Origin of the sequence: Endobacterium panacihumi (assembly GCF_050847465.1) — a bacterium.
Taxonomy (GTDB): domain Bacteria; phylum Pseudomonadota; class Alphaproteobacteria; order Rhizobiales; family Rhizobiaceae; genus Neorhizobium; species Neorhizobium panacihumi.
Genome location: NZ_JBOZRA010000003.1, coordinates 445488 through 458035, shown reverse-complemented (window position 1 = coordinate 458035; position 12548 = coordinate 445488). Strand labels below are relative to the sequence as shown.

At 57.6% G+C, this 12548-nt stretch carries 10 protein-coding genes; 7 read left to right on the top strand and 3 right to left on the bottom strand.

The annotated features are described in order from the left end of the window. Nucleotides 1-19: 19 nt before the first annotated feature. Nucleotides 20-1837 (bottom strand): PAS domain S-box protein, encoded by a 1818-nt coding sequence (locus tag ACRQ1B_RS17660; RefSeq protein WP_432295138.1) that lies wholly within the window; start codon nucleotides 1835-1837, stop codon nucleotides 20-22. A gap of 36 nt (nucleotides 1838-1873) precedes the next feature. Between ACRQ1B_RS17660 and ACRQ1B_RS17655 the strand changes: the two genes are divergently transcribed. Then, nucleotides 1874-2287, top strand: a complete 414-nt coding sequence (locus tag ACRQ1B_RS17655; protein ID WP_432295137.1) for a hypothetical protein — start codon at nucleotides 1874-1876, stop codon at nucleotides 2285-2287. Between the two features lie 576 nt (nucleotides 2288-2863). On the opposite strand, the gene ACRQ1B_RS17650 is transcribed toward ACRQ1B_RS17655, so the two are convergent. After that, nucleotides 2864-3160, bottom strand: coding sequence for a BON domain-containing protein (locus ACRQ1B_RS17650; RefSeq protein ID WP_432295136.1), 297 nt, complete (start codon nucleotides 3158-3160; stop codon nucleotides 2864-2866). A 171-nt stretch (nucleotides 3161-3331) separates the two neighbouring features. On the opposite strand from ACRQ1B_RS17650, the gene ACRQ1B_RS17645 reads away from it, so the two are divergent. Next, complete coding sequence (locus tag ACRQ1B_RS17645; protein WP_432295135.1) at nucleotides 3332-3535, top strand: hypothetical protein; 204 nt, start codon at nucleotides 3332-3334, stop codon at nucleotides 3533-3535. 611 nt (nucleotides 3536-4146) lie between these two features. Here ACRQ1B_RS17645 and ACRQ1B_RS17640 read toward each other — a convergent pair. After that, a complete protein-coding gene (locus ACRQ1B_RS17640; RefSeq protein ID WP_432295134.1) occupies nucleotides 4147-5208 on the bottom strand; it encodes an SDR family oxidoreductase in 1062 nt (353 codons plus the stop codon). A gap of 95 nt (nucleotides 5209-5303) precedes the next feature. Here ACRQ1B_RS17640 and ACRQ1B_RS17635 point away from each other — a divergent pair, with 95 nt between their 5' ends. From ACRQ1B_RS17635 to ACRQ1B_RS17615, 5 genes are all read left to right on the top strand, one after another. Beyond that, nucleotides 5304-5684, top strand: coding sequence for a winged helix-turn-helix transcriptional regulator (locus ACRQ1B_RS17635; RefSeq protein ID WP_432295133.1), 381 nt, complete (start codon nucleotides 5304-5306; stop codon nucleotides 5682-5684). 418 nt (nucleotides 5685-6102) lie between these two features. Further along, nucleotides 6103-9540, top strand: a complete 3438-nt coding sequence (locus tag ACRQ1B_RS17630) for a response regulator (RefSeq protein ID WP_432295132.1) — start codon at nucleotides 6103-6105, stop codon at nucleotides 9538-9540. Then, nucleotides 9537-10370, top strand: a complete 834-nt coding sequence (locus ACRQ1B_RS17625) for a CheR family methyltransferase (protein ID WP_432295131.1) — start codon at nucleotides 9537-9539, stop codon at nucleotides 10368-10370. The genes ACRQ1B_RS17630 and ACRQ1B_RS17625 overlap by 4 nt, the downstream gene beginning before the upstream one ends. Further along, a complete protein-coding gene (locus ACRQ1B_RS17620) occupies nucleotides 10367-10936 on the top strand; it encodes a chemotaxis protein CheB (RefSeq protein ID WP_432295130.1) in 570 nt (189 codons plus the stop codon). Before ACRQ1B_RS17625 ends, ACRQ1B_RS17620 begins: the two co-directional genes overlap by 4 nt. A gap of 1 nt (nucleotide 10937) precedes the next feature. After that, nucleotides 10938-12479, top strand: coding sequence for a response regulator (locus ACRQ1B_RS17615; RefSeq protein ID WP_432295129.1), 1542 nt, complete (start codon nucleotides 10938-10940; stop codon nucleotides 12477-12479). Nucleotides 12480-12548: the final 69 nt, after the last annotated feature.

Sequence of the window (12548 nt, the reverse complement as noted above, 5' to 3'; positions counted from 1 at the left end):
ATGGATTCGTTCCTGCCGGTCATTTCGTGCCGGGCGGTAGCAATACTGCCTCGATTTCACAAACGACACCGGCCGCGTCGTACATGATCTTAGATGTTCCATTCAGTTCAGCCGCGAGCAATCGCTCGACGAGACGCGATCCAAATCCCTTTTTGGTGGGGCTTCCGACGATCGGACCGCCACGTTCCTGCCAACGAAGGCTCAGAGCTGAGGCCTCTGGGTCAAAGTCCCAGATAATCGACACCCGTCCCGTTGAAACCGACAGCGCCCCGTATTTAGCGGCATTCGTTCCAAGTTCGTGCAGCGCAAGCGACAAGGTGGCAACGGCCTTTTGCGGCAACAGGACGGATGGCCCCGAGACATCAAAAACCTCCGGCGGGTAAGGCGCAACAGCCTGCTCGACCACCGCGATGAGATCCGCACTCTGCCAGTCGCCTTCTGCAAGCAGGTCGTGAGCATGCGCCATCGCCGAAAGGCGAGCTTCGAACGCAGCCACAGCGTCTTGAGTATCTGTTGCCTTGGCCAATGTCTGGCGCGCAATGGCGATGACCGTTGCAAAGACGTTTTTCACACGATGATGCAGCTCGCCGATCAGCACTGCCTGAAGCCGCTCCGCCTCTTTCTTTGCAGAGATATCATGCGCGATTTTTGAGGCGCCGATGATCCTTCCGGCCGCGTCATGGATTGGGGATACACTCAACAACACGTCGACCAGACGACCGTCCTTGCTCCGACGCTTCGTCTCGTAAGCATCAACCATGGAGCCGGCTTTGATCTGCTCAAGCAAGGCCGGTTCCTCGTCGATCCTGTCATCCGGCACCAGAACCATGACAGACTGCCCGACTATCTCTTCGGCCTTGTAGCCATACAGTCGTTCTGCGCCTCCGTTCCAGGACGTAATTGCCATGCCCAAGTCTATAGCGAGAATGGCATCGTTGGAGGATGCGATGATGGAGACCAATCGACGCTCTGCTTCCTGCGCCGTTTTTCGCTCGGTGATGTCGACCGAGATGACGGCAACCTGATGGATCCTCCCCTGTTCATCACGCAGGGCCGACACCGTATTGTTCACCCAGACTTGGCTACCGTCTTTCCGAACATAACGCTTCTCCATGTCGAAGCTTTCGCCGGTCGCGGCAAGTCGGCTGAACAGGCGGGTCTGTTCGGGCATGTCATCGGCATAGGTGATGTCGGCTATGTTTTTCCCGAGAAGTTCAACCTCGTTATAACCGACTATTTCACAGAAACGGCGATTGACGTGCAGGATCTTCCCTTCGAGGCTGCCCTGACCAATGCCGGCGGCCGACTGGGAGATAACCGCCCGAAACCGTTCCTCGCTTGCCTGCAGCGCTTGATCGGCGCGGACCCGAGCGGTTGTTTCGTTGACGATACAGAAGATCCCACGAACAATCCCGTCTTCATCGCGAATGGCCGAATAGGAGATATCGAAATAGACGGTTTCCGGGTAGCCATGCCGTTCGATATAGAAGGGACGATCCTTTGCCGCCACAGTCTCGCCAGTATCCATCACCCGGCGTAAGAGCGGCTCAAGATCATCCCACAACTCGGCCCAATTCTCCTGAGCGGGGCGGCCGAACGCCTTGGGGTGCCGTTGGCCAATCGTCGGAGCGTAGGGCTCGTTGTAGAGCGCAATCAGGTCAGGTCCCCAGAATATCACGATCTGCGCCATCGCCGGCAGCATGATCTCAACGGCGGATCTGAGACAGAGGGGCCATGTGGACGGCGGGCCGAGTATGGAATCGTCCCAGTTTCCGCTCCCGATAAGCCGAGAGATCTCGTCCGTCCCTATGGAAGTTTTGCTCATGTCGCTCCGCATTGGTACCCGCTGAACATATCCACTGCGATGCCGCGCATGTTTGCTGGTGTTTTATCGATGGCGAATTTATGGCGCGACGCAGCCGGAGCAAGACCTTTTAGCAATGAAATGAGTGTGAGCACGTCGACGAACTCTGCCGCCCCGCTTTTGCCCGATCACATGCGGCTTCCCTTGACCGTCGGCTCAGGCTTCCCCATATCGCGCCGCGATAAGGGGAAAATGATGCGCGCATTTCTGGAGACGACGTTAGGGCCAAGTGAGCTGGAGGCAATCAACGCGGTGTTCGAGAGTTGGCTCGTCGAACATGAAATCTCAAAACTTGCGCCGGAAGCTGAACTTGCCGCTGCAATCATCCTGAATCTCTACCGCGAGGGACACCACGCGCGCGCGTCACTGGAGTCCGCGATGTCCAGGCACCGTGGCCTTACCGATCTGAGTGATTTGGCGTAACCATTTTGATCACGATCGAATGGAGGCCTGGGCAATCCGAGGTCAGTCGGATGAAACCCGGCGACCGCGTTTAGCTTCCCGACGACATTCACCCTGTCGAATGCCGTTTGGTCATCTATCGAGATGTGGGACACCGATCCAAATACGCATTAGCCGCAATGACTTGAGCTGAGTAACGATCCATATCATCGTCGCCCGTGCCCCCAATGCTGCCGGTCAACCTGAAATCGGAGACCTCCCAGCACCATCGAGCAACCCGGTTTCCTTTAAAGCCATCGGCCCATACTTCAGCGCGCTTATCGCCCTTGTAAAAACCCAGCCAGCGGTCGGAGCCCGGCGGCTGCAACCATCTAAACGAATTGTGAGACAAAGCTTTCCCGCCATTGCATATGCATCACGCAGCATAGAGGCATTTTCAGATGCTGCATCAGCAGAACGGGGTTTGTACGATATTAGACAGTACTGGTTTTCGGTACCCTCACCATTCCCGGATAGCGTCGCGGACGACAAGAACGAAAACTGCACAGTTAAAAGGCCCGTTGCGAACGGGCCTTTTGTCATCGTTTTATAGCTGCGTCAGCCTAGCATGAAAGACACTTCGCTTTTGTCCTTGGGGACGACGATCAGCTGGCAGATGACGTTGTCACTCCCGGCAATCTCGGAAGCGAGACGGACGATTTTTGAAAGCTCCCGGCCCGATGGGACCGTACCGTCAAGGATAATGTGTTGACCGCTCTCCTCGACGCGAACATCGCTGCAATCCACGTCTTCCAGGTATCGCATCTCAGCTTCGATCGCCGGCTTGCCACAAGACGTTCCGGTCTCGCGGGAAAAACCAAACGCAGCACCGGCATTGAATGTATTGAGAAACATTGGAAACTCCGCTGAAACATGAACCTCAGATGAATAGAACATTCAAGTCTGGTTTAGGTTCCTCAGCCACTGAGAAATGGTCCAAATTACCCCTATCATTTTATGGGCATGCCGCTAATTTAGCGACAGGCGATAGCTGTTCTGCGTTCCCGCCATTCAGACGGAGGCATTATGAACCAGGACGATTTGGCGTCGCTGTCGATCAGCGAAATCGCGCAGCAACTCGCGGCTCTCGCCGCAACGCTCAGAGAGCTGGCCGAAACACCGATCTTTGACACGCCGGCAAACGACGATGAAGCTGGTGTGGTATACAGCAAAGGCATTTCGGCCCTCGCCGCTGGCGCGCCTCGACGCCATGCTGTTTCTGAGCATTGAGCTACGTTGCCACCGTCGCGAGTGATTTGGGAGAGTGGCCGAACGCCATGACCGATGCCTGCAAACACTCGGCCCCAATACTGCGCCGTGCCACACGCTTCCATCGCCACAACGGCCGAAGTCGAGCCAAAAATCTCGGATTGCGACCGCGATGTTTTTTTTGCGAAGCAAACCGCGGTCACCAGCAGCAGCGCAATGTATTTGAATAACTTGCTTTGCGAGGTCGACGCCGACGATACTAACTTCATTTGTAAATGCCTCCTCACCACCTTGGCACATGGCGATGCCGGTGGGAGGGACATCCAACCCATCAGTGGCAATCAACAATCGTCGTTTGGCGGCAGCAAGCAACAGGAGCGGTCCATCACGCAAGGTCTAGTTCGTCCGGAGTGCGTCACGGCGCTCAAGGTTGAAAGCCAGTCGATAGCCATCGGCCTCAGCCACCTGAAGCAGCGCCTTGGCCGGCACGTCCAGTCTGCGCCGGACGTCGTCGAAGCCCATGAATACGGTCTGTGCGGGCAGAGGCCACCCTCGTTGTGTCACGAACCGCAAGCGCCCCATCTGTCGAATACCGAGGTCTTTCGTGACCTCAACAGGCCTCTTCACGCCGCTTACGGTATGATTCGATCAGCCCGCAATCGCTCGAACAGATCAAAAAATGCATCGTCCGTAGCCTGGTAATCCAGAAATCCGAGTTTGCGGCTTTTCGACATATCCGTTACCACTTCGATCGGTCGTCCGAGATCTGCATCCGTATGCCAAGGGGATGCGAGGCGCTCGAGATCACTCTCCGCAAGATTGTGGCGGCCTGCAATTTTGCGCCATATGTCGGCATCGGCTACCATTTGGCCCTGCAGCGGTCTGACCTCGGCATCGAACCCTACGGCTTCGATGCCGAACCACTGTGCAATACGGCTCCACATCCAGCTCCAACGGAAAATATCGCCGTTGACGACGTTGAAATCTTCGTTCTGTGCCTGTGGAGTGGTTGACGCCCAAAGCATGTGTCGCGCTAGCAGACGTGCATCAGTCATGTCCGTGAGACTGTCCCACTGAGCGCCTACTCCCGGAAAGTGGAAAGGCCGGCCCGTCTCCTTGCAGATCGCCGCGTAAATGGCGAGCGTAGTGCCCATGTTCATGGCATTGCCTATCGCCTTGCCGATCACCGTGTGGGGGCGATGAATACTCCAGCTAAAGCCAGCCGTCTTTGCCGCTGCGAAGACTTCGTCTTCCTGCGCGTAGTAAAAATTATCCACCTGCAGCCTGCCTTGCTCTTCCCGGAACGGCGTTTGCGGGAGTGCGCCTTTTCCATAGGCTTCGAACGGACCAAGGTAATGCTTCAAGCCAGTGACCAGCGCGACATGCTGCACGGAACCGCTCGGACGCAAGGCATCGAGAAGGTTTCGCACCATCGCCGCGTTGACGCGGATGTTTTCCGCCTCTGTTGGCTGCCTCAGCCAGCTTGCGATAAACACGTGCGACGGATCGAGACCTGCGAGCGCTTTTGCCAGACCGGCGGGGTCCAGCAGATCTGCTGCGACGGGAATGGCACTGCCCTGCCGTGATGGCTTGCGCGCCAGCCCCCATACCTTCCAGCCTTCATCATGCAGCAGGTCGGCCGTCGCGCTGCCGATAATACCGCTTGCGCCAACGATCAGTGCTCTTTTCGTCATGTCTGCTCCTTTGCATCTGCGCCTGATCTAGTCTGCAGACGCAAGATGTGCCAGAAGGCACCCGAATGGGACATAGACACCATGAGGTAACCACCATGCGGGCAGGAACACCGGATAATGAATGGCGCGAGGACTGTGCCCCCCGTCGCGTACTGGAAATTTTTTCGAGCAAATGGACGAGCATGATCTTGCACGTGCTCCACACGCGACTTGAAGGCTGTGCACGCACCGGCGTGCTGCAACGAAGCCTACCCGGAATTTCGAAGAAGATGCTCACCCAAACTCTGCGCGATATGGAGGCAGACGGGCTCGTGACACGACGCGTCTACGGCACCGTCCCTCCGGCAGTTGATTACACTCTCACGCCGCTTGGGAAGCGCTTCGTTGAACCGCTAGAACTGCTTTATGGCTGGGGTCGGCAGAACTCGGACGTCCTGGACGCGCTCGCAGCCAACCGGGAGCGACAGCTTACTTGAATGGCAGTCAGCCACCTGATTGGCAGGCGTCAGGCCAGCATCAGAAGTCCGGAAAAACACTAACCTGACAGGCTTACCATTCCCCTAGGACTCAGCCACCCGTGAAAAAAGATACCGCGCGCCGGAACATTCTTCGTTGCAATGCGTTTGGCGGCTGGATGTGAGGCATTATCAAAAAATGTACTACTTTGGAATGATACAGAAATCCTCGGTCTGCGGGATGTGTTGCCGTGGAGCCGTTTCGGCTCACCCCGAGCGCCGCTATTTTCATGACCGAGCACATTCCGGTCAAACTGGCCAAGCGCCAGTTGCCAGAACCCTGATCCCGAAGCTGCCTATCAAGCTCGTCGTTGCGCCCACATCACATTCCCGCTAACGATAACGCCAAATCCATTGCCCCTCCTCTTTCGAGATTTTCATGAAAACGTCCAATGCTGTGGCGCCGTCCAGGCGGACCCTCGGACTCGACCCTTCGGTCTCCTTCAGCTTATTGACCGCGCTGGCGTTTTTCGTCATCAGCGCCGGGGTTTCCTGGTACAATGTGCAAACCCTGCGTGCGAACAATCAGCGTGTCGTTCACTCGCATGAGGTCATCGTCGGGCTATCGGACCTTCTGTCCTACATCCAGGACGCCGAAACGGGCCAACGAGGCTTTCTGCTGACAAACAGCGACCGTTACCTTGAGCCTTACAACACCGCGATCAATGCCATTCCAAGGCGCCTGGAGGCGCTCGCGGGCTTGATCAGCGACAATGCTTCGCAACAGCAGAGGTTGGTGACGCTCAAAGAGCATGTCGATGGCAAACTGTCCGAGTTGCGTGAGACCATTGAGCTTCGGCGCACGCAAGGCGCCGAGGCGGCGCTTGCGGTTGTCAATTCAGACCGCGGCAAGGTCGAGATGGATGCCGTGCGCGCGCAACTGACCGCGATGCGGCAGGAAGAGGCTCGCCTCCGAGGCAACCGGCTCAGCGAGATGGAGAGCGCCTACACGACAGCTTTCGCCAGCAGCGTTCTCGCTGGTCTGCTCGGCGTCCTACTGACGATCGCAATAGCAGTCCTGATGCGTCAAGCGACACTGTCCAGGCGACGGCAGAACTGGCTGCAGTCCGGTGAAGTCGCATTTAACACTGCCGTGACGGGCGATCGGCGAACCGAAGACCTTGGCGACAGCATTCTCGATTTCCTCACCCGCTATACCGGCGCTGTTGCCGGCGCCATCTTTGTCAAGGACGATGATAAATTCCAGCGCGTCTCGACCTGGGGCGTTCCCAATAGTGCAAGCATACCGGACCATTTCAAGGCAAAAGAAGGCCTGCTCGGCGAGGCGGTCACGGCAGGCAAGCCGATCATCATCGAACACCTGCCGGAAGGTTATCTTGCGTTCGGATCAGCGCTTGGCACCGACAAGCCACGTCATCTGATGATATCACCCGGCAGCATTGATGGCGCGGTAAACTCGGTCATCGAGCTTGGCTTCCTTCGTCCGGTCGACGACACCATCCTTACCCTGCTCGACCAGGCATCCGCCTCGATTGCGACGGCCGTACGATCGGCTAAATACCGCAGCGATCTTCAGAACCTCCTGCGCGAGACGCAGCGGCAGGCCGAGCAGTTGCAGGTGCAGGGCGAAGAGTTGCGGGTCTCCAACGAGGAGCTTGAAGAACAAGGCCGGGCACTGAAGGAATCACAGGCGCGACTGGAGCAGCAGCAGGTCGAGCTAGAGCAGACGAACTCGCAGCTCGAAGAACAGGCGCAGCAGCTCGAAGGCCAGCGCGATGACCTCGAGCGGGTTAACGCCTCCGTCCAGCTCAAGGCGCGCGAGCTTGAACAGGCAAGCCGGTACAAATCCGATTTTCTCGCCAACATGTCGCATGAGTTGCGCACACCGCTCAACTCGTCACTCATTCTGGCAAAACTTCTCGCCGACAACCCGGACGAAAATCTGACAGGCGAGCAGGTCAAATACGCCCAGACCATCCAGTCGTCGGGCAACGATCTCCTCAACCTGATCAACGACATTCTCGATCTTTCCAAGATCGAGGCAGGCCATGTCGATATCAGACCGGAACCGGTGTCGCTCGAAAGGCTGGTCGGAAGTTTGAGACAGCTGTTCGATCCGGTTGCGAAATCGAAGGGGCTTGGCTTCGAGATCGAGATCGCTCCCGAAGCACCGGCGGTTATCGAGACCGATCCACAACGCCTGGAGCAGGTCATAAAAAACCTGTTGTCGAACGCATTCAAATTCACAGAAAAGGGCAAGGTCGTCCTGTCGCTCCGCAGTGCCGCCAACGATCAGCTGGCACTGGCGGTCACGGATACCGGCATCGGCATCGCCGAGGATCAGCAACGCAATATCTTCGAAGCCTTCCACCAGGCCGATGGCACAATCAGTCGCAGGTTCGGTGGGACCGGGCTCGGCCTGTCGATCTCCAGGGAATTGGTCCGGTTGCTGGGCGGCGCCATCCATCTGACAAGTCGGCACAATCAAGGCAGCACCTTCACGGTGGTCATTCCTGTCTCTTATGACCCGTCACATGTGGTGTCGCGCGATAACCGCACCGCTGATCCGGTCGCCATGCATCAGCCGGAGGTTACGGAAGAGAAGCCGGCTCCATACGCACACAGCCATCAGATTGTCGAAGACGACAGGGCGGCCGCAAGCGACGGTCGGCGCACTCTGCTTGTCATCGAAGACGACGACACGTTTTCATCGATCCTGCGTGATCTCGCCCGCGAAATGGGGTTCCGGGCGCTTGTGGCAGGAACCGCGCATGAGGCGCTGGAGCTTGCCAAACAGCATATGCCGCACGCGATCGTGCTTGATGTCGGGTTGCCAGACCAATCCGGCCTGTCGGTCCTCGACCGCCTGAAGCGCGATGTCCGCACCCGGCATATTCCCATCCACATCGTTTCGGCAGACGACTATACGGAGACCGCGCTTTCGCTCGGTGCCGTCGGCTACATCATGAAGCCGGTCCAGCGCGAGCAACTGGTCGAGGTGTTGCAAAAGCTCGACGCAAAACTGTCGCAGGGCGTCCATCGGGTCCTGATCGTCGAAGACAACGAAGTCCAGCGCGAGGCCGTGGCCAAGCTCCTGACCTCCCATGAGGTGGAGACGGTAAGCGCCGGAACTGCGGCCGAATGCCTGACGCTTCTCAAGGAGCAGACATTCGACTGCATGGTGCTAGACCTGTCCCTGCCCGACGCATCCGGCTATTCCCTTCTGGAAACGATCAGCGGTGACAGCAGCCACTCCTTCCCGCCGGTCATCGTCTATACTGGGCGCGTTCTGTCTGCTGACGAGGAGCAGCGGCTGCGCCGTTATTCCAAGTCCATCATCATCAAGGGCGCAAAGTCGCCGGAACGCCTTCTCGACGAAGTGTCCCTGTTCCTGCATCAGGTCGTTTCCGAATTGCCCGACGAGCAGCAGAAAATGATCCGCAAGGCGCGTAACCGCGATGCGCTCATGGAAGGCAGACGAATCCTCATCGTCGAGGATGATGTCCGTAATGTCTACGCACTGACCAACATCTTGGAACCGCGCGGCGCTATCATCGAGATCGCCCGGAACGGTCAGGAGGCCCTCGACAAGCTTGAGCAGGCCCAAGGTGATCCAGAAAAGGCTGTCGACCTTGTGCTGATGGACGTGATGATGCCGGTCATGGATGGCCTGACGGCAACCCGCGCCATCCGCAGGAATCCTGAATGGAAAAAACTTCCGATCATCACCCTGACCGCCAAGGCCATGCCGGATGATCAGCAGCGCTGCATCGAGGCCGGCGCCAACGATTATATGGCAAAGCCGCTCGATGTGGAAAAGCTGCTCTCCCTCGTACGCGTGTGGATGCCCCGGTGATCGAGACATTCGAAAAAGTCGAGGACATTGAAATCCGGCTGCTGCTTGAAGCGCTTTACCTGCGCTATCATTACGACTTCCGGAATTACGCCACGGGATCGATCAAACGCCGTTTGCGCCAAGCGCGGGAGCAACTGGGATTTGCAACGATCTCGGCGATGCAGGAACGCGCCCTGCATGACGAAACCATGTTGCCGCGGCTGCTCGGCTATCTGACCGTCCAAGTCAGCGAAATGTTCCGGGATCCGGACTACTTCCGGGCTATCCGCGAGGTCGTCGTGCCGCATCTGAGGACCTATCCCTCCCTCAAAATCTGGATTGCCGGCTGCAGCGGCGGCGAGGAACTCTATTCCCTGGTCATCCTGTTTCGGGAGGAAGGGCTGGAAGATCGGACGATCTTTTACGCCACAGATATCAATCAGGATGCATTGCAGATCGCCGAAGCCGGCGTCTACGATGTCGATCGCATCCAGCTGTTTACCGAAAACCACCGTAAATCCGGAGGCAGGTCATCCCTGTCCGACTATTACAGCGCCGGTTATGGGCGGGTGTCGTTTGACCGGACATTGCGCGACCGCGTGGTGTTTTCCGATCATAGTCTTGTGACCGACGCGGTCTTTGGTGAAATGAACCTGATCTCATGCCGCAACGTCATGATCTATTTCGACAAGGCGTTGCAGGATCGCGCGGTCGGTCTGTTTCGCGATTCACTTGCCCGTAAGGGCTTTCTGGGCATCGGCGCCAAGGAAAGCCTTCGTTTTTCGGCACATGCAGACGACTTCAGCGAATTTGTCCGTCAGGAAAAAATATATCAGAGGATCGGCAAATGATGCCAGCCGATCCAAAAGCGGTGGTGATCGGAGCATCAGCCGGCGCGCTGGAAGCTCTGACGAGTATCCTGCCGACGCTGTCGGGGGATTTTCGCCTTCCCATCATGGTCGTCGTGCATATTCCGCCCGACAAGCGCAGTGTGCTTGCAGAGCTGTTTCGCGCCAAATCCAGCATCGAAGTCATCGAGGTTGAAGACAAGGAACCGATCCGGCCTGCGACGGCGTACTTCGCGCCGCCGGATTACCATCTTCTGGTCGAGGACGAAGAGACCCTGGGCCTGACCAATGAAGAGCCGGTCCTGTTCTCCAGACCTTCCATTGATGTGCTGTTTGAGAGCGCTGCAGATGTCTATGGAGCTTCGGTCGTGGCCGTGCTTCTGACGGGCGCAAATCACGATGGTGCCAAAGGCGTTTTTGCAATCGCCGAGGCTGGCGGCCATGTCATCATCCAGGATCCGCAGACTGCATTTGCCGCTGCAATGCCCGAAGCGGGCCTGGCGTTGTGCCCCGACGCGACAGTCCTGTCGCTCGATGGCATATCTGAATATTTGAGGAGGATCGGCTGATATGGGCCAGGTTTCGTTTCTTTTGGTGGACGATCTCGAGGAGAATCTGATCTCTCTCGAAGCCCTGCTTCGTCGTGACGGTCTCAACCTGCTCAAGGCCCGCTCCGGCGACCAGGCGCTGGAGCTTCTCCTGGAACATGACGTGGCGCTCGCCCTGATCGACGTTCAGATGCCCGGGCTCAATGGCTTCGAACTGGCCGAACTGATGCGCGGGAATGAACGCACGCGTCGGGTACCGATCATCTTCGTCACGGCTGGGAATACGACCGATAGCCGTTGGCGGTTTCAGGGCTACGAGGCGGGCGCCGTCGATTTCATTCAAAAACCGATCGAGCCGGATGTCCTGCGCAGCAAGGCGGAGGTTTTCTTCGAGCTTTATCGCCAACGCCAGCAGATCGCAGCGCAGCGTGACGAGTTGCAACAGCAAGCCGAGGCGCTGAAGGATGCCGATCGTCGCAAGGACGAGTTTCTGGCCACACTGGCGCACGAATTGCGCAACCCGCTGGCGCCGCTGCGGAATGGACTCGACATTCTGCAACGCAATCCCGGCGGCGCGAATGCCGCCGAGATCCGCAACATGATGGATCGACAGCTAGTCCATCTGGTCAGACTTATCGATGACCTTCTCGATGTATCACGTGTCAGCCAGGGTAAAATCGAACTTCGGAAAAACACGGTGCGCCTGGATGACATCATCAGGACCGCCGTCGAATCCAGTCGCCCCCTGATTGATGGTGCCGGTCACAAGCTGACAATCGCGATGCCAAGCGATGTCCTGTGGTTGGACGGTGATCAGGTGCGATTGTCGCAAGCGATCTCGAACCTTTTGAACAATGCAGCCAAATACACACCCGAAGATGGACTGATCGATCTCCATGTGAGCCATGACGGGCAGCAGGTGGCAATTCGGGTCACTGACAACGGCGTCGGCATTCCGTCAGACATGCAATCAAAGGTCTTTCATCTGTTCACGCAGATCGATGATCACCTGCAGCGATCGCAGGGCGGTTTGGGTATCGGTCTTGCACTGGTCCGGCAACTTGTCGAAATGCACGGCGGTTCGGTTGACGCCTACAGTTCCGGCCCCGGCAAGGGGAGCCGGTTTACGATCAGGCTTCCCATGGCGGCTGCGCCAGAACAGCCGGAGGTCGCGTTACCGCAGAACCAGGAAATGGCATCCTTCCGATCGCTTAAAGTGCTCGTGGTCGATGACAATCCGATTATCGCCGACACGCTGGGCATGATGCTGGAAGACATCGGTCACGAGTTCGAAGCAGTCCATGATGGCCGTGAGGCTCTGGATGCCGCACGGCACTATCGCCCGGATGTCATTCTGCTCGATATCGGTCTGCCGGGGATGAATGGTTACGAGGTCTGCAAGGCCTTTCGCGGCGAGCCCGAGTTCGAACATACACCGATCATCGCACAGACCGGCTGGGGTCAGGATCGGGACAAGGAGCTGGCGACGGAGGCCGGGTTTGATTTCCACCTGACAAAACCCGTCCCCCTGGAGCAACTCCAGAAGGTGTTTGCCGCGCTGTAGGCCGCTTCGACCTTCGCAGACGGTTCAGTGGCTTTCCGGGAATGCTCGACGTCTGCGTCATCGGCGCTT

Coding starts and splice junctions, on each gene's coding strand:
- ACRQ1B_RS17660 (WP_432295138.1), bottom strand. CDS start 1,837: ATGCGGAGCGACATGAGCAAAACTTCCATAGGGACGGACGAGATCTCT.
- ACRQ1B_RS17655 (WP_432295137.1), top strand. CDS start 1,874: ATGTTTGCTGGTGTTTTATCGATGGCGAATTTATGGCGCGACGCAGCC.
- ACRQ1B_RS17650 (WP_432295136.1), bottom strand. CDS start 3,160: ATGTTTCTCAATACATTCAATGCCGGTGCTGCGTTTGGTTTTTCCCGC.
- ACRQ1B_RS17645 (WP_432295135.1), top strand. CDS start 3,332: ATGAACCAGGACGATTTGGCGTCGCTGTCGATCAGCGAAATCGCGCAG.
- ACRQ1B_RS17640 (WP_432295134.1), bottom strand. CDS start 5,208: ATGACGAAAAGAGCACTGATCGTTGGCGCAAGCGGTATTATCGGCAGC.
- ACRQ1B_RS17635 (WP_432295133.1), top strand. CDS start 5,304: ATGCGGGCAGGAACACCGGATAATGAATGGCGCGAGGACTGTGCCCCC.
- ACRQ1B_RS17630 (WP_432295132.1), top strand. CDS start 6,103: ATGAAAACGTCCAATGCTGTGGCGCCGTCCAGGCGGACCCTCGGACTC.
- ACRQ1B_RS17620 (WP_432295130.1), top strand. CDS start 10,367: ATGATGCCAGCCGATCCAAAAGCGGTGGTGATCGGAGCATCAGCCGGC.
- ACRQ1B_RS17615 (WP_432295129.1), top strand. CDS start 10,938: ATGGGCCAGGTTTCGTTTCTTTTGGTGGACGATCTCGAGGAGAATCTG.